A 15,852-nucleotide genomic window follows, 5' to 3' on the forward strand; every position below is an offset into this window, starting at 1 on the left:
TGAACACCATAATAGGAAAACCGGATCGGGTCCGGGTGAATCGGGTTTGCGCCGAAGCATTCTCGTGGACCGGCCGTTGCCCTGTGCATCGAAGGAGCCGCTGATGTCCGTCGCCGATCTCCAGTTGGAAACGATCGAACTGGCCCAGGACGGGCGGGTGCTCACGGCACGGGTCGTCGCGCCCCCGCTCAACTTCGCCACTCCCGAGTTCGTCCGCGACCTGGACGTGTTGACCTCCGCGGTCGACGCCGACGACACGGTGGGCGCGGTGGTGCTCACCGGTGGACTGCCCGGCCGATTCCTCACCCACGCGGACCCGAGTGCGCTCACCGGCATGATCGAATTGCCGCATCCGTTCATTCCGGCCCGGGTCGCGGGACCGTTCCTGCGGTTCGGCGATCTGGCGATGCGCCTGCCCGGTGCGACGCGCCTGGCGCAACGGTTCGGCGGCGGGCTCGGCGCGGGGCTGGTGTGGGGGCATCGGTGGAAGAAGACCACGTTGCGGATGAACCGGTCGGGAGCCGTGTATCTGGCGGCGATCAACGGACCCGCGCTCGGCGGTGGCCACGAGATCGCACTGTCCTGCGACCTGCGTTATGCCGCCGACGCCGACCATGTCAAACTCGGTCAGATCGAGACGCTGGCCAACCTGATCCCGGGCGGTGGCGGAACTCAGCGTCTGTCGCGACTGGTGGGCGCGGCCAAGGCAATCGAGGTAACCCTCGAAGGCGCACCGCTGTCGGCGCAGGAAGGCTATCGCCTGGGTCTGGTCCACCGGCTGCTCCCGGAAGACCAGCTCCTGGCCGAAACCCAAGCAACCGCAGCAAGATTGGCCACCCGCAACCCGGTGGTCGTCCAAGAAGCCAAGCGCGCCATCTACTTCGGCACCGACAAGTCCCTGTCCCGCGGTCTCGATCGCGAACAGGCCGGCTTCATCTCCGCCGGCACCACCCCGGCCGCCACCCGCACCACGAAGGCCTTCTTCGAGGACCTCGAACGCTTCGGCGACACCCCATTCCTCGCCGATCCGAAGCCCTGGCTCGACGGCACCCGCGTCGATCAGGTCAGCAAATGAACGCGGCGCCGGCCACGGGTGCGGGGGCCGCGCAGGAGGAATGGCACAAGACCGCCTGCATCCTGTGCGAGAACAACTGCGGACTGCTGATCCAGCTCGACGACCGCCGCTTCGCCAAGATCCGCGGCGACAAGGACCACGTCGCCTCCGCCGGATACACCTGCAACAAGGCGCTGCGCCTGGACCACTATCAGAACGGCGGTGTTCGGCTGACCATGCCGCTGCGCCGCGAACGCGACGGTAGTTTCACCGAGATCGATTGGGACACCGCCATTTCCGAGATCGCCACGCGCCTGACCGAGGTGCAGCGGCGATACGGCGGCGACAAGATCTTCTACTACGGCGGCGGGGGACAGGGCAATCACCTCGGCGGCGCGTACAGCGGAGCGCTGCGCCGAGCCGTCGGTGCGCGGTATCGGTCCAGCGCCCTGGCCCAGGAGAAGACCGGCGAAGGCTGGGTCGACGGGCATCTCACCGGCAGCCACACCACCGGCGACTTCGAGCACGCCGAAGTGTCGGTGTTCCTCGGCAAGAACCCCTGGCAGTCGCACGGCGTCCCGCGGGCCCGCACAGTCTTGCAGGAGATCGCCAAGGATCCCGCGCGCAGCATGATCGTGCTCGACCCGGTGCGCACCGAAACCGCCGACCTCGCCGACTTCCACCTGCAAGTGCGCCCGGGCACCGACGCCTGGTGCCTGTCCGCGATCCTCGGCGTCCTGGTGCAGGACGACCTGGTCGACCATGTTTTTCTCGCCGAGCACACCACCGACTCCGCTGCCGTGCTGCGCGAACTGTCCGGCATCGATATCGCCGCGTATGCCGAGATCTGCGGTGTCCCAGAGCGATTGGTGCGCGCCGCCGCGCAGCGCATCGGCACCGCGACCAGCGTCGCCACCTATGAAGACCTCGGCGTGCAGCAGAGCCCCAACAGCACGCTCATCTCCTATCTGAACAAGCTGCTCTGGCTGCTCACCGGGAACTTCGCCAAACCCGGTGCCATGCACCCGCATTCATGGATGGCGCCGCTGGCCGGATACAGCCGCGACATCAAACGCACGCCGGTGACCGGCGCGCCCATCCTCGGCGGCATGGTGCCGTGCAACTCGATCGCGGAGGAAATCCTCACCGACCATCCCGACCGCTTCCGGGCGATGATCATCGAATCGTCCAATCCCGCACACTCGCTCGCCGAGTCGGCCAAGTTCCGGCAGGCGCTCGACGCCCTCGACCTGGTCGTCGTGCTCGACGTGGCGTTCACCGAGACGGCCGGGCACGCCGACTATGTGCTGCCCGCCGCAAGCCAATTCGAGAAGTGGGAAGCCACCTTCTTCAATCTCGAGTTCCCGCACAACACCTTTCACCTGCGCGCACCCGTCCTCGAGCCACTGCCCGGCACGCTGGCCGAACCGGAGATCTACGCCCGGCTGTTGCGCCGGCTCGGCGCGGTCGGCCGCGGCAAACTCGCCGTGCTGCGGATGGCGGCGAAACTCGGTCGCGGCCCGTACAAATGGACGTTCGCCGCGCTGCTGGCGGCCGACAAGTCGCTGGCCGGGCTCGCGCCGTATGTGCTGTACGAGACGCTCGGCCCGACCCTGCCAGACAACGCGCGGTCCGCCGCGGTGTTGTGGGGACTCGCCCAACGCGTCGCCAAGGTCTACCCGGCGGCGATGCACCGGGCCGGGCACCGCGACGCCGACGCGCTGTTCGACGCCATCCTCGCGGGCCGCTCCGGGGTCACCTTCACGGTCGACGACTACGCCGACGCGTGGGACTACCTGCCGTATCCCGACCAGCGAATCCCCTTGGCAATACCGGACTTACTGCACGCGCTGCGCGACCTCGCCACCACGCCGGTCACGCACACGAGCGCCGAATTCCCGTTCGTCCTCGCCGCCGGCGAGCGCCGCGCGTTCACCGCCAACACGATCTTCCGCGACAACACCTGGCGTCATCGCGACCCGAACGGCTCGTTGCGCCTCAACCCGGACGATGCCGCTCGGCTCGGCCTCGCGACCGGCGACCGGGCGCGCATCACCACCAATCGCGGCACCGCGGTCTCGGCCGTGGAGATCAACGACCGCATGCAACCGGGCCACGCGTCGCTGCCCAACGGGCTCGGCCTCGACCTCCCGGACGGCGACGGCACCGAACGCGTCGGCGTCGCCGCCAACGAGCTGACCGACGTCACCTGGCGCGACGCCATCGCGGGCACCCCGTGGCACAAACATGTTCCGGCCCGCATCGAGCGACTCGAAGAGGTCTGAAGGCGCGAGTCGCATTGCCACACAATGTTTGTCGGACCGCGAGAAACCGCGGGCGATTTGAGCAGTGGTGAACCCGTGACGCTCGAACCCTGAGGCCTCGGACCCCGATGCGCGAACACCCCGGCCGCGACCGTGTCTCCATTGGCACGGTCGCGACCGGGGTGTTCGCGGGAGGGCGTTGATTCGCGAGCCCCTCATCGACTCGCGAAGTTCACCGGATCAGTGGGTGTTGCCCTGAACGTCGATGCCGCGGGTGGCGAGCCAGGGGAGCGGGTCGATCGGCTCGCCGCCGGGCAGGTGGATTTCGTAGTGCAGGTGCGGGCCGGTGGAGAAGCCGCGGTTGCCGACGGTGGCGATGATGTCGCCCGCGCGGACCTGCTGGCCGACGGTGGCCAGGATGTCGTTGACGTGGCCGTAGATGCCGATGGTGCCGTCGTCCTGCTGCACGCGCACCCACATGCCGAAGCCGCTGGCCGGTCCGGCCTCGATCACGACGCCGTCGGTGACCGCGGCGATCGGCGTGCCGATCGGGTCGGCCAGGTCCAGGCCCGCGTGCAGTGCGCCCCAGCGCACGCCGAAGGTGGAGGTCAGGATGCCCGCGATGGGGCGAACGGTCTTGGGGCGGGCGGCTTCGACGGCGAGGCGGTGCTGCTCCCACACGACGTTGTCCGGCACGGTCTGCGGCATCTGCGCTTCACGCGGGGTGAACGCCGTGAACATCGCCTGCGGAGCCACCTCGGCTTCGGCGGAGGCGAGCTTTCCGGTGGTCATTTTGCCGGAGGTCGAGTGCTGGTCGGCGGCGGCGAGGACGCCGAGCGAGGCGCTGACGACGGCGGACACGGCCACCGCGCGGGTGGCGGCACGGTGGCGTCGAGTCCGGGTCGCGCCCCGACGAGAAGATAACGGAACGGTCACGGGCATGGAACGAACGTACGGGAGGCTCATGCAGGTTCCGCAATCGTGTGGCTACCGTCACAGTGGCGCGAAAGCCCAGTTCAAGTATTACAACTGTGTAACGCAAGTGCTCGCCTCGCGTGTTCACCTGGGGAAATTCCGAATTGCGCCGAGTTGACCAAATGGTCGCTCGCTGATCACACTATTTCAGTGGCGACTAATGGAGTCCGCGCCCTCATGGCGCTGTCCGACCCGACCCGCCGCGCCATCTTCGAGGCGCTCCCGCAGGCCCCGCGCGCGGTCGGCGAACTGGCCGAACTCACCGGCGTGACCAGCTCCGCCGTCTCCCAGCACCTGCGCGTTCTGCGCGAGGCCCGCCTGGTCATGATGCGCCCGGAAGGCACCCGCCGCCTCTACTCCCTCGACCCCCGCGGCCTCGGCGACGCCCGCGACTACCTCGACCAGTTCTGGCCCAGCGCCCTAGCCGCCTACGCCGCCGCCCTCCAAACCGCCCGCACCGACACCGCCATCTGACCGAAACCACTTCTCCCGCCGTCCATTCCGTGCACGCCGGCTGCTGGCGAGCGGGACCCTGCGGTGGAGACACTCGCGATTCGGCTCAGTGGTGTCCCGTTGGCCGAGCTGTCGAGCCGGTCGGGGCAGAACCTCGGCGGCGGCTATTCCGTGCGCCCGAGCAGGGGTATGTACGTGCGGAACGAACCGAAGGGTCGGGCACGCTGGAAGCAACCCGAATGGCCAGATGCGCCCGGGTCGGAACAGTCCGGCACGCTCGGGTGAGTGCGACAGCCCGCCACGCAAGGGTCGCGCCGATGGTCGGGCACCCTCGAAGTGCTGGCCGTGGGCGGTCGCCCGGAAGAAGCGGAACTCGACCAGGTCCGGTCTCGATGATTCGGTTATTGCGCAGCCCAGCTGACGGCGGGTGGAGCCGTCAGCCGACGCGGCGGTAGGGGGTGCGGCGGGGTTGGGTGCCGGTGCCGGGCCAGTTGCGCTTGTTGAGTTGCTTGTCGACGGCGTTGATCACCTCGGTGACGCCGATGCGCAGCAGGCCGGGGTCGGGGGTGTCGGCGTAGGGGTCGCCGAGCTGGCCGGCCCAGAGGACGGCGTGCCGGTTGAGCAGGTGCGGAGGTGGCCCGCCCCAGCGCGGCGGCGTCGGGCCGAAGAGGAGGACGGTGCGGGTACCGAACGCGGTGGCGAGATGGGCGACGCCGGTGTCGCCGCTGATCACGAGCCCGGCTTCGGCGATGGTGGCGGCCAATTCGATCAAGTTCTGTTCACCGGCCAGCACCCGGCCGATCGGCAGGCCCGCGCGGGCCGCGATGTTCAGCGCGATCTCCCGCTCGTATTCATCACCGGTGAGCACCACCTCGCGACCGAGCACCAGCAGATGCCGGACCACGGCGGCGAACCGATCGGGCGGCCAGCGCCGGGCCGGCGCGCCCGCGCCGACGTGCACGACGACGCAGTCGCGATGACTGGTGGTCGACACCGGCGGGACCAGGCCCAGGTTGCGCCGATCCGCGACGATCCCGTCGGATTCGAGCAGGTGACACCAGCGGTCCACATCGTGCATGTCCGTCTGCCACTCCGGCCCGGACAGCTCGGGGAACGCCGGATTGCGGTAGCTGAGGATCCGGCCCGGGTCTGTCTTCTCCAGCTGCACAATGCTTTCGGTGCTCGGCCCGTGCAGATTGACGGCGAGTTGCGGCCCGGGCGCGTTCCAGCGGAGTCCACCGACCTCGGCGGTCGGGATCATCGTGTCCACCGACGCGATCAGGTCGACGATCGGCTTGAGCCGGTGCGGTGCGGCGAGCACGATGTGATCGTGCGGCTTGGCGCGGCGCAGCGCACGAAGCGCCGGGACCCCGGTAAGTAGATCACCAAGGCCCCGTGCCTGCAGCACGAGTACAACCGCCACCCTCTTCTCCTAGCCACCCGAGACTCACGATTTCCGACCCACCCGTTCCACCCCATGGGCGTACACGACGAGAGTCACTGAGGGATGACTACCCGAGCGAAACCGTCGATAAACCCCGCTAGCGATCGCCCCGTGTGCTTTGGCGCACTAACCTCGTGGCATGACCTCCCGGCTCAACCCGTACCTCAGTTTCGGCGACACGGCCCGCGCAGCTCTGGAGTTCTATCGAGACGTGTTCGGCGGCACCCTGACCATCAGCACGTTCAGCGAATTCAGCGATGCGGATGCCCCCGGCGCGGACCTGGTCATGCACGGCATCCTGGAGACCCCGAGCGGCTTCACCCTGATGGCCGCGGACACCCCGCCCGGCATGGAATACAAACCAGGAAGCAGCATTTCGATCAGCCTCAGCGGTGAGGACGCCGCGGAACTGCACGGCTACTGGGGCCGGTTGGCGGAGGCGGGCACGGTGTCGGTGCCACTGGAGAAGCAGATGTGGGGCGACGAGTTCGGCCTGTGCCGGGACCGGTACGGGATCACCTGGATGGTGAACGTCACCGCGCCCGCGGCGGCGACGGTAGACGGATCGGTCGCCTGAAAGCCGCTTTTCGGCGAGTAAGCCCACTGAACCTGCGGGTCGCGCGGGCAAATGTCCAGGAAACTCCGCTGACGAGGCATAGCATCGGAGAATGACGACAAACAGCGTGCTCGAGGGTCCTTTGCAATCTCTTGCCCGCAGTGCGTGGCAAACCGTTCTGGTCACCGGCTTACTTTCGGTGATCCTCGGTGTGATCATTCTCGCCTGGCCCGGCGTCACCCTGCTGGCGGCGGGCGTCCTGTTCGGTATCTATCTGGTGGTCAGCGGTTTCCTGCAACTGATGGCCGCGTTCGGCGCACCGGCCAGCACCGGGATGCGGGTGCTGGCCTTCATCAGCGGCGTGCTGTCCATCGCCATCGGTGTGTTCTGCTTCCGGGACGAGCTGACTTCGATTCTGCTGCTGGCGATTTGGATCGGCATCGGCTGGTTGTTCCGCGGCGTCTCCGCCGTGGTGATCGCGCTGTCCGAGCCGGCCGTGCCGGGGCGTTGGCTGGCGGTGTTCTTCGGTGTGATCACCGTGATCGCGGGCATCGTGTTGATCGCCTGGCCGCTGTCCTCGGTGGCGACGCTGGCGATCGTGGTCGGCGTCTGGTTGATCGTGCTCGGCATCATGGAGGTCATCCTGGCGTTCGGAATTCGCAAGGACGCCAAGGCGATCCACACCGGTATCTGACGGATTCACTCGGCCCGCGGCCGCCACGTCGATTCGGCGTGGCGGCCGCCGCGTTATGTCTCGAACAGCGATTGCCCGAGGTAGCCGCCCGGCGACGGCACGCCCGGCGGGATGACGAACACCGACGAGCCGACCGGGGTGGTCCACACGTTGAGCGCGTCGAACTCCGCGAGTCGCTGTTGCACCGGCAGGAACTGGGCGTCCACGTCGCGCTGGTAGGCGGCGAAGAGCAGGCCCGAATTCGAGATCTGGCCCGGTGCGGGGGCGTCGTCGTAGTTGTAGCCGCGGCGCAGGAACCGTTCGCCGTCGTGCGTGTGGTGCGCGCGGGCGATGTGCGAGGACGGCGGGATGACCGGGATGCCGTTCTCGTCGACGGCCGCGAAATCGGGTTCGTCGAATTCCTTGGCGCCGGTGAGCGGGGCGCCGTTGGCGACGGTGCGGCCGACGGTGAGTTCCCTTCCCTCCTGGTCGATTTCGTCCCAGGTGTCGAGGGTCATCGCGATTCGGCGTAGGACGCAGGAGGTTCCGCCGGCGAGCCAGGGTTGTGCCGCGCCGTCGTCCCAGACGAGTCGATCGAAATCGGCGCCAGGGGCGATGTTCACGGTGCCGTCGACTTGACCCATGAGGTTGCGCGGGGTTTTGCCGGGTTCGGCGTTGCGGAATCCGCGTTGCACCCAGCGGACGGTGACCAGTGAGGAGACACTTCGGCACAGCACGCGGACCGCGTGTGACACCGTGGTCGCCTCGTTCGCGCAAACCTGGACCAGTAGATCGCCGTCGCTCCAAGCTGATTCGAGTCGATCGATGGCGAACGGCGGCAGCGGTCGAAGCCAGGACGGGCGTCGGTGGTCGAGACCCGAGGCGGTGAACACCTTGGGGCCGAAGCCAACCGTGATGGTGAGCCGGGCTGGGCGTTGTGCCAGTTCCGGTTCCGTGTCGGCCAAGGCGGGACGGCCCTGGGTCAGGCGGGCAGCGTCGCCGGTCCAGATCTTCAGGATGCCGACGAGATCGTCCTTGGCGACGCCCGGTTTCAGATCGAACGCGACGAAGGCGGCCTGGGACTGTGGGTCCGTGGCGATCCCGGATTGATGTGTGCCGTAGAACGGTTCGATCGCCGGCCGCGGTTCGTCGTCGCGGTGCGTGAGTATGCCCGCGCCCCAACCGATGCCGGCCGCCCCCGCCGCGACGGCGCCGCCCCCGAGCAGGCGCCGCCGGTTGAGCCGTCCCGGGCTGGTCTCAGCCACCGTGCGCCGGCGCCTGCGCACCGCTCGCGTGATCCGGCGCGTAATTCTCCTGGTTGCCCGAGAAGTCGCGCACCTGCGCGGTGAACGTGGTCGTCGACCCGTCCTCGAAGGTCAGCGTGACCGGCGTTTCCGCGCCGGTCCGCAACGGACCGGTGAGCCCCATGAACATGATGTGATCGCCACCCGGCCGTAGCTCCGCCTTCCCGTGCGCCGGAATCACGAACCCGCCCGCCTTGGGCCGCATCGTCTTGGTGCCACCCGCATCCGCGACCACCTCATGCAGTTCGACCCGGCTCGACGCGGGACTCGTAGCCGACACCACCGTGCGCGCCTTGTCACTCGAGTTGCTCAGCTCCCCGAACGCCGCCGACATATCACCGACGGCCGCCTTGACCCACTGGTCTCTGATCGTCACCGAATCTGCGGCCCGAGACTCCGCTTTGTCGTTGGACGAACAGGCGACAAGGAGCAGTGGAACGGCCAAAGCCGCAGCAGCGCCGCGCAGTACACGTGATGAACGGCTACGTGCCGAATTCCTGGTGAGAGTAAGCATGAAGATCTCCGATCGTGGGGAATGTGTTGTCGCGGTGCGAGTTCCGCACCGCTGTTTGGCAGGGGAAGTGCGGTCAGCGCGAATCTGGCTCTAGCGCGGATCGCGAGGCAACGTGGCCAGCACTACCGAATCGGTTGTGGTCGAACCGGCCGTATTGTTCGCCAGCCACAGCCACCAGCCGTGCTGCCCGAGGCATCGGACCGCTCGCCACCGGCTTGCCGTGTTGCCCGCGTCGAGCCACCCGGGGCGCTCGCCACCGCCTGGCCGCCTTGCTGCTTGGCCGCTTTGTCGCGGTGCGCGCTTGGCCGCTTGCCGTCTGGCCGAGTGGCCGTCTTGCCGCCTGGCTGAGTGGCCGTCTTGCCGTCTTGGCGCCTGTCCGAGTTGCTCAGTTTGCTGAGTTGTCCACTAAGCGCGGCGCACGAAGACCGCCTCTCACTGCGCGAGGCTTGCTGCGCGCCAGTCGTTCGGGTTGCCTGGAAGGCTGCGACACCAACGAGTTCGCGGACTGCACTTGAGTCGTCTGCCGATCCGGTCTGCCACTCAGTGCGAACTACCTGTAGTCGGTGGCCGCTCCAATGAGAGACAGATAGGCATCCGAAACCGCAGCGGCACAGCGCTATCCGTGTGACGACAACTGAATCGCTGGTTGCTCCGCGCTCTCCCCGGACTCGGTCAGCCGTTGGCAGTATCGACGATGCCGAGCATTGGACCCAGCGCAACTATTCGCTGCCGACCTCGAATGGCCGACAAGTTGCACTGTCGCACAACTCATTTCGGGTGATAGCAGAGCTGCAACTACGGCGAACGCCGGCGGGCTCAGCGGTGCAGTGGTGGCCCGCGCAGTCCGAAACCGGAGCTGAACAGCAATCGACGCGGCGCAGTGAGTGGGCCGACGGGAACCGCGTAATGGAAGACGAAGGGTGCGGCGGGACGGGTGCTGAGCACTCGGACGGCGCGGTTCGCGGCGGAAACGACTTTCCCGAAGCCGATTTCGGCACCACGGATGAGTATCGCCCCGACTGGGACGGCGACCAGGTGTGCCGCAAGCATCACCGAAGTCATCCCGGCACTGTGATGATGCCCGGGCAGCATCGTCAGCGCGACATGGCCGACCGCCTGCCCGATCGCCAGCAGCACCATCACCTCGGCAACCCCGAAGCGAGGCCGCCGCGCGCCGACAACCACGCCGACAACCGTGCACGCGGCAATCAGCAAACCGATCGAAGACTGACCGGGGGAGACGACACCACCACCGATGGCATGCGCCGCGATACTCACCGCCCCGGACGCCGAACCGACGAACGCACCACGCAACCGCGCCGTAGCCTCCGCCGATGTTCGCACCGAGCCATACTACTTCCGGTCGTAGGTCCAGCTCGCATCGATGGCACCAGTCACACGCCGCACCCGGCTCGCGCATTCGCCACATCGAGCGGGACTTGGCTGCGCCGCTACTCGCACGATGCAACGGTGATGCCCCGTTCGACGGTTGGATCTGGTCGAGCCATCTGGCTCCCGTGCGCGATTGCCGACGGCAGCATTCTGCACCTACACCAGCACCGGCAGCAGTTCTGGCCGCTTGGCTTCCTGTCCGGTTCCCGAGGACTCACCGCGCAGGCGGCGTCCGATCCACGGCGCCAGGTAGCGGGTGGCCCAGCGCAGTTCCGTCGTCACCGCTTCGGTGAGCGACCGGTTGACCGCCGGCAGCGGTTCGAGCCACGTGTCATCGACACCGGGGACCTCGAGTGCGGCGGCGAGAGCGCGAGCGACGATGTCATGGCCGACCGGGCTCAGATGCAGCCGGTCCTCGTCCCATGCGGCGGGATGAGTGGCGGCCAAGACCGGTTCGAAGTCGACGAGGATCACTCCGGTGCGGGCGGCGAGGGCGCGTAGGTCGGCATTGAGCGTGTGCACGCGGCCGGAGAGTGGCCGGGCGAAGGGGGCCACCGCGCCGATGTCGGGAAAGGTGAACGTGACAACTGTGGCGCCGCTGTCGGTGAGCGCGGTGAACATCGCCTCGATGTCCGCCAGCAAACCGTCGCGGTCGAAGCGCGGCCGGATGATGTCGTTCATGCCCGCCACAACGGTAACGAGGTCCGGTTTCAACGCGAGGGCGGGAGCGAGCTGCTCGGCGCGGATCTCGGCGGCGCGTCGCCCGCGAACGGCGAGGTTGGCGTAGTGCAGGGCCGGGTCCGCGGTGGCGAGCAGGGTGGCGAACCGGTCGGCCCAGCCGCGGTATCCGCCGTTGCCGTCGGGGTCACCGATGCCCTCCGTCTGGCTGTCGCCGAGGGCGACGAAGCGGGCGAAGGCGGGTCCTCGGGTCGGCTCCACGTCGAGCTCCTGTGGTCTGCGTCGGCGGATGCCCTACTGGCGCTCCGGTTTTCGAGTCATCGTCGCACGCGTTCAGAGCGGCCGGAATCCCGACCCGACGCCACCACCTAGATCTATGTCCGCCAGGACCATGCCGATCTGAGTGGCCACGGCGGGATCGTGCAGCGGCGCGACCGGCGGATGGCAGACCATGTCGAACACGGTGACGCCGACCATTTTCACGCCGATGTGCCCGACGTTCATGCCGACCAGCCGATCGCCGATGGTGACCGGCCCGCCGGAATCGCCCGGCTGGGAACAGGATTGGTTCTGGAACCACCATCGATGGGTATCCCACACGACGCCGCAGTTGTAGCCGGAGGTCCGTCCGTTCTTGCACACCACGTCACCCTGTTGCGGCGGCGCGCCGATTCCGCCGATCAGCGTCGCGGCGACCTGACGGATGGGCACAACCTTGGCGCGATCGAATTCGAGCACCGCGTAGTCGTCGAGATGATCGACGGCCGCGACGGTCCCGAGGACGCCGGCGTCCGGCATCCGCTCGGACCGCACCGACATGCCGACCTCCGTGCAGTGTCCCGCGGTGAGTCCCACCAGGCGGTCCGCGCGGTCGTAGCCGATGGTGGTCAGCGTGCACACACCGCGGCCGAGCAGGATTCCGGAACCGCCGCCGAGTGGCACGCCGGGCGCCGCGGTGGCGACGCCGTGCGGGCCGACGGCGGCGAACGTCATCGCCGCGACACCGAGAGCCAGTCGAATCCCGAACCGTTTCAGAGCGACCACGTCGTACCCTTCATCCTGGGGATGGTGCAGGTCACGATCATTTGTGCACGCTAGCGGTGGAGACGGTCCGATTCTTTCAGACCGACCGGTTTCTACAGCGCTGGATGACCGTTCCGTGATCAGATCTTGGGCGAAGCGCAATCACGGTGGTTGGCCCCGCAGGGGGAGGTCGGGTAGCTCCGTGGAGTGATGTCGAGGAGTGCGTGCCGTCGCTAGGTTTCCCTCGAGTCGAGGGAGAGATCATGCGCTACGCAATGGCGGTGCTCGTGTTGGTCGTCGCGTTGACCGGTTGCCGCTCCGCGCCCCGTGAGGATGCCTTGCAACGAGATGTCGACGCCATCGTGGCGGTCGGGGTGACCGGTGTGCAGGCGCGAGTGGTGGACGGCGCGGGCGACCGGTTGGCGGTGGCAGGCCGGTCGGATATCGCAGCGGTGGAACCGGTTTCGCCGAACGGCTTCTTCCGGATCGGCAGCGTGACCAAGTCGCTGGTTGCGACGACGGTCCTCATGTTGGTCGGCGAGGGGCGACTCAGGTTAGACGACACAGTGGCGCACTGGCTGCCGGACATGGTGCGCGGCAACGGAAACGACGGCAATCTGATCTCAGTGAGACAGCTCCTCCAGCACACCAGTGGGATTCACGACAGCTTGCCCGTGACCGACACTGCCGAAGCCTATTACCGACTCCGCTATCAGGCGCGAACCCCGGAACAGACGGTGGCAGCAGCTATGCAACATCCACCCGACTTCGCGCCGGGCACCAGCTGGTCCTACTCCAACGTCGGCTACGTGCTACTCGGGCTGATCATCGAGCAGGTGAGCAAACGTCCCTGGTACGAGGAGGTTCGGTCGCGGATCCTCGAACCGCTCGGCCTGCACGACACCCGCTGGCCCGGCGATTCACCCACGCTGCCCGATCCGCACGCGAAGGGCTACCAGCAGTACGAACTGAACGGCCCGCTCACCGACGTCACCGAGGTGGTGGACGCCGACGCCTCCGGCGGATACCTCTCCACCACCGCGGACATCGGCACCTTCTATCGAAACCTACTGGGCGGGAGGCTGTTACGACCCGAGGAGCTGGCACTGATGCGTACCACCGGGCCGGTCGACCATATGATCGGGCAGATCTGGCCCGGCATCCGCGACGGGCTCGGCCTGTTCTCGGTGCCGCTGTCCTGTGGTGGCGTCTACTGGATGCACAACGGCGGCCAGTTCGGCTACATCACCGAAACCGGAGTGACCGAGGAGGGTCGCCGCAGCGTCGTCGTATCGATGTCCACGGCTCTGCAAGCCGGTGAAGACTTCACGCACAGCAAAGGATTCGAACAGGAGCGCGCGGTCACCACCCTGGTCGATCACGCACTCTGCGCCGAATGAAGCGGCACCTCAGAGGAATTCGGCAAGGTGCGCCAGTAGCGCCTCCGGCCGCTCCTCGGCGATGAAGTGCCCACAGTCGGGGATCGCCGCGCCTCGGACGTCTTCGGCGTAAGCACGCCAGATCTCCAGTGCCGGAATGTCTTCGAGGAAGCTGGCCGCACCCCACAGGGCGAGCACCGGCATGGTGAGCCGATGCCCCGCGTTCGTATGATCGTGCTCGGCGTCGAGCGCGGCGGCGCGGTAGTCGTCGAAACCCGCGCGCAGCGCGCCCGGAGTGCTGAAGGCGCGGATGTACTCGTCGATGGCTTCGCCGGGCAGGCCGTGCCGGTTGACCGTCCAGGTCTCGAAGAAGTAACGCAGATAGCCGGGAATGTCGTGGCCGACAAGGCGTTCCGGCAGGTCCGGTTGCAGGTGGAACAGCCAGTGGAAGTAGCGGCGGCCGAGTGCGGCGTCCATCCGCCGCCAGGTTTCCCTGGTCGGGATGATGTCGAGCACGGCGAGCTTGCGGACCTGATCCGGGCGATCCAGCGCCCAGCGGTGCGCCACCCGCGCGCCGCGATCGTGCCCGACGACGGCGGCCGAAGTGAAACCGAGCGATTCGATCAGCGTGGCCACGTCGGCGGCCATGCTGCGTTTGTCGTAGCCGGTGGTCGGCTTGTCCGTGTACCCGTAACCGCGCAGGTCAGGGGCGATCACGGTGTGTCGCTCGGCCAGCGCGGGCAGCACTTTGCGCCAGCAGTAACCGGTCTGTGGCCAACCGTGCAGCAACACCAGCGCCGGACCCGAGCCGGCGCGGCGGTAGTGCATATGAATGCCGTTCACGGTGGCGACCCCGCGGCTGATCTCGACCATAGGAGCATTCTCGGTCCGGCCGGGCGGCGACGGCGGCGGAATCGGGTCAACTGCCTCGGGTAGCTGCGAATGTTGCGGCGGGGGACGGACTCCGGGGTGTGCGTCGCCGAGGCGGTCACGCGGTGGGGGACACGGTTGACGAGGTTGTCGGGGACACGGTGGTTGTCGGCGCAGGGGTGGTCGAGGTGGTGACGGTCGGTGTAGTCGAGGTCGTCTCGGGAGGTGTGGTCGTCGGTAGCTGAGGTTCGGGGCACACACCCGTTTGTTCGCCGAGGATGTTGATCTCGGCATTGGCGCGGGGGTCGCCTGCGTAGTTGATGCGGTCGGTGCACTTGACGTAGTTGTCGGCCGGCGGCTGCTGTGGTTCGGGGCAGACGCCGGTTTCCTCGCCGAGAGTGTTGATTTCGGCGTTCGCGCGGGGGTCGCCTGCGTAGTTGATCCGGTCGGTGCACTTGATGTAGTCGTTGGCCGGCGGTTGTTGAACGGCCGCGGTCTGCGGGGCTGCGGCAGGTGCCGGTGCTGGTTGCCCCGGCGCAGGGGTTGCGGGTGTGGACTTGCCGCTGGTTGCCTTAGTCGTCAAGGGGGAGCTGGCGACGGGTGTCCTTGTGGCAGCGGGCTTGTCGGTGCCGCCGGACGAACATCCGGTGAGCGCGAGGAGCATTGCCGCCGCCAATACGAGGAAGGCCCCCGCAAAACCGTTTCGGGTGGATAAGTGCACGAGTCTCGTGCCGGACATGTCTCCTCCTGGTACCCCGGGCTGATTGGTTCGAAGCTCGGTTGGATCGCGAACCACTGTGCGGCCGTGGTAGTTCGGCTCGTGTTGAACTGCGCTGCACTAGCCGATCGCGCCTATCGAGGTCGGGTGGGTCGGCAAGCCTGCATCGGCAGTTGGTGCGGGTGGCTCGATTGTGGTTCGGCGGCAAGCATTCCGAGTTCGGTGCGATCCTCGGTTACGCCGATTCCGCGGCACCTGACTTCGATACGCTGCACGCCGCCGCGCCGTGCGGAACCCGTTCGCCCGCGGCGGATCACCCCGATCCGGATGCCGCGGAACATCGGTTGCGGCAGAGACACATCGCAGGTTCGCGTGCACCGAAGTCGCCGTCGGCGAACGCGTTTCCGACCACCGACCGCGTGAGCGGACTCATGCGATGTTCGAGAGCGTCGAACAGCGTTTCATCATGCCCCTCGTGCCGCGGTCTCCACGTGCCGATGCGACACCCCGGTGAACCCTAACCGGCACCGTCGATCACCAGCAGACACCAGAATC

Annotated in this window: 15 protein-coding genes; 6 read left to right on the plus strand and 9 right to left on the minus strand. The window is 67.5% G+C overall.

Annotation, left to right across the window (positions count from 1 at the left end):
* Positions 1 to 103: 103 nt before the first annotated feature.
* Positions 104 to 1,075, plus strand: coding sequence for an enoyl-CoA hydratase/isomerase family protein (locus AB0M22_RS28435; protein WP_364733116.1), 972 nt, complete (start codon positions 104 to 106; stop codon positions 1,073 to 1,075).
* A complete protein-coding gene (locus AB0M22_RS28440; RefSeq protein WP_364733119.1) occupies positions 1,072 to 3,339 on the plus strand; it encodes a molybdopterin-dependent oxidoreductase in 2,268 nt (755 codons plus the stop codon). The genes AB0M22_RS28435 and AB0M22_RS28440 overlap by 4 nt, the downstream gene beginning before the upstream one ends.
* A gap of 219 nt (positions 3,340 to 3,558) precedes the next feature.
* Here AB0M22_RS28440 and AB0M22_RS28445 read toward each other — a convergent pair whose 3' ends face one another.
* Positions 3,559 to 4,260, minus strand: a complete 702-nt coding sequence (locus tag AB0M22_RS28445) for a M23 family metallopeptidase (protein WP_364733122.1) — start codon at positions 4,258 to 4,260, stop codon at positions 3,559 to 3,561.
* A 210-nt stretch (positions 4,261 to 4,470) separates the two neighbouring features.
* On the opposite strand from AB0M22_RS28445, the gene AB0M22_RS28450 reads away from it, so the two are divergent.
* On the plus strand, positions 4,471 to 4,767 hold the full coding sequence (locus AB0M22_RS28450; RefSeq protein ID WP_364734027.1) for a metalloregulator ArsR/SmtB family transcription factor: 297 nt from the start codon (positions 4,471 to 4,473) through the stop codon (positions 4,765 to 4,767).
* A 415-nt stretch (positions 4,768 to 5,182) separates the two neighbouring features.
* Here AB0M22_RS28450 and AB0M22_RS28455 read toward each other — a convergent pair whose 3' ends face one another.
* The gene (locus AB0M22_RS28455; protein WP_364733125.1) at positions 5,183 to 6,169 is read right to left on the minus strand and encodes a glycosyltransferase family 9 protein; all 987 of its coding nucleotides are present in this window, start codon (positions 6,167 to 6,169) and stop codon (positions 5,183 to 5,185) included.
* A 160-nt stretch (positions 6,170 to 6,329) separates the two neighbouring features.
* On the opposite strand from AB0M22_RS28455, the gene AB0M22_RS28460 reads away from it, so the two are divergent.
* Together AB0M22_RS28460 and AB0M22_RS28465 are read left to right on the plus strand one after the other, a co-directional pair.
* Positions 6,330 to 6,767 (plus strand): VOC family protein, encoded by a 438-nt coding sequence (locus tag AB0M22_RS28460; protein WP_364733128.1) that lies wholly within the window; start codon positions 6,330 to 6,332, stop codon positions 6,765 to 6,767.
* A gap of 91 nt (positions 6,768 to 6,858) precedes the next feature.
* Positions 6,859 to 7,440 carry an HdeD family acid-resistance protein gene (locus AB0M22_RS28465; protein ID WP_364733131.1) on the plus strand — a complete coding sequence of 194 codons (582 nt, stop codon included), beginning with the start codon at positions 6,859 to 6,861 and terminating at the stop codon, positions 7,438 to 7,440.
* A gap of 53 nt (positions 7,441 to 7,493) precedes the next feature.
* On the opposite strand, the gene AB0M22_RS28470 is transcribed toward AB0M22_RS28465, so the two are convergent.
* The 5 genes from AB0M22_RS28470 to AB0M22_RS28490 all read right to left on the minus strand — a co-directional run bounded on the left by AB0M22_RS28470 (position 7,494) and on the right by AB0M22_RS28490 (position 12,351).
* Positions 7,494 to 8,684, minus strand: coding sequence for a Dyp-type peroxidase (locus AB0M22_RS28470; RefSeq protein ID WP_364733134.1), 1,191 nt, complete (start codon positions 8,682 to 8,684; stop codon positions 7,494 to 7,496).
* Entirely contained in the window at positions 8,677 to 9,237 is a 561-nt protein-coding gene (locus AB0M22_RS28475) for a copper chaperone PCu(A)C (protein WP_364733137.1), read from the minus strand. The genes AB0M22_RS28470 and AB0M22_RS28475 overlap by 8 nt, the downstream gene beginning before the upstream one ends.
* Positions 9,238 to 10,053: 816 nt before the next feature.
* Positions 10,054 to 10,581: a hypothetical protein gene (locus AB0M22_RS28480; RefSeq protein WP_364733140.1), complete on the minus strand. Its 528-nt coding sequence runs from the start codon at positions 10,579 to 10,581 to the stop codon at positions 10,054 to 10,056.
* A 204-nt stretch (positions 10,582 to 10,785) separates the two neighbouring features.
* Entirely contained in the window at positions 10,786 to 11,568 is a 783-nt protein-coding gene (locus AB0M22_RS28485; RefSeq protein WP_364733144.1) for an SGNH/GDSL hydrolase family protein, read from the minus strand.
* A gap of 72 nt (positions 11,569 to 11,640) precedes the next feature.
* Complete coding sequence (locus AB0M22_RS28490) at positions 11,641 to 12,351, minus strand: hypothetical protein (protein WP_364733147.1); 711 nt, start codon at positions 12,349 to 12,351, stop codon at positions 11,641 to 11,643.
* Between the two features lie 242 nt (positions 12,352 to 12,593).
* Here AB0M22_RS28490 and AB0M22_RS28495 point away from each other — a divergent pair, with 242 nt between their 5' ends.
* Positions 12,594 to 13,730 carry a serine hydrolase domain-containing protein gene (locus tag AB0M22_RS28495; protein ID WP_364733150.1) on the plus strand — a complete coding sequence of 379 codons (1,137 nt, stop codon included), beginning with the start codon at positions 12,594 to 12,596 and terminating at the stop codon, positions 13,728 to 13,730.
* A gap of 9 nt (positions 13,731 to 13,739) precedes the next feature.
* On the opposite strand, the gene AB0M22_RS28500 is transcribed toward AB0M22_RS28495, so the two are convergent.
* Together AB0M22_RS28500 and AB0M22_RS28505 are read right to left on the minus strand one after the other, a co-directional pair.
* Positions 13,740 to 14,582 carry an alpha/beta hydrolase gene (locus AB0M22_RS28500; protein WP_150401433.1) on the minus strand — a complete coding sequence of 281 codons (843 nt, stop codon included), beginning with the start codon at positions 14,580 to 14,582 and terminating at the stop codon, positions 13,740 to 13,742.
* A 115-nt stretch (positions 14,583 to 14,697) separates the two neighbouring features.
* Positions 14,698 to 15,318, minus strand: a complete 621-nt coding sequence (locus tag AB0M22_RS28505) for a hypothetical protein (RefSeq protein ID WP_364733154.1) — start codon at positions 15,316 to 15,318, stop codon at positions 14,698 to 14,700.
* Positions 15,319 to 15,852 lie beyond the last annotated feature (534 nt).

Origin of the sequence: Nocardia sp. NPDC051756 (assembly GCF_040681495.1) — a bacterium.
Taxonomy (GTDB): domain Bacteria; phylum Actinomycetota; class Actinomycetes; order Mycobacteriales; family Mycobacteriaceae; genus Nocardia.

Bases quoted from the DNA above. Each gene is read 5' to 3' on its own strand.
- AB0M22_RS28435 (WP_364733116.1), top strand. From the start codon at position 104: ATGTCCGTCGCCGATCTCCAGTTGGAAACGATCGAACTGGCCCAGGAC.
- AB0M22_RS28440 (WP_364733119.1), top strand. From the start codon at position 1,072: ATGAACGCGGCGCCGGCCACGGGTGCGGGGGCCGCGCAGGAGGAATGG.
- AB0M22_RS28445 (WP_364733122.1), bottom strand. From the start codon at position 4,260: ATGCCCGTGACCGTTCCGTTATCTTCTCGTCGGGGCGCGACCCGGACT.
- AB0M22_RS28450 (WP_364734027.1), top strand. From the start codon at position 4,471: ATGGCGCTGTCCGACCCGACCCGCCGCGCCATCTTCGAGGCGCTCCCG.
- AB0M22_RS28460 (WP_364733128.1), top strand. From the start codon at position 6,330: ATGACCTCCCGGCTCAACCCGTACCTCAGTTTCGGCGACACGGCCCGC.
- AB0M22_RS28465 (WP_364733131.1), top strand. From the start codon at position 6,859: ATGACGACAAACAGCGTGCTCGAGGGTCCTTTGCAATCTCTTGCCCGC.
- AB0M22_RS28475 (WP_364733137.1), bottom strand. From the start codon at position 9,237: ATGCTTACTCTCACCAGGAATTCGGCACGTAGCCGTTCATCACGTGTA.
- AB0M22_RS28495 (WP_364733150.1), top strand. From the start codon at position 12,594: ATGCGCTACGCAATGGCGGTGCTCGTGTTGGTCGTCGCGTTGACCGGT.
- AB0M22_RS28500 (WP_150401433.1), bottom strand. From the start codon at position 14,582: ATGGTCGAGATCAGCCGCGGGGTCGCCACCGTGAACGGCATTCATATG.
- AB0M22_RS28505 (WP_364733154.1), bottom strand. From the start codon at position 15,318: ATGTCCGGCACGAGACTCGTGCACTTATCCACCCGAAACGGTTTTGCG.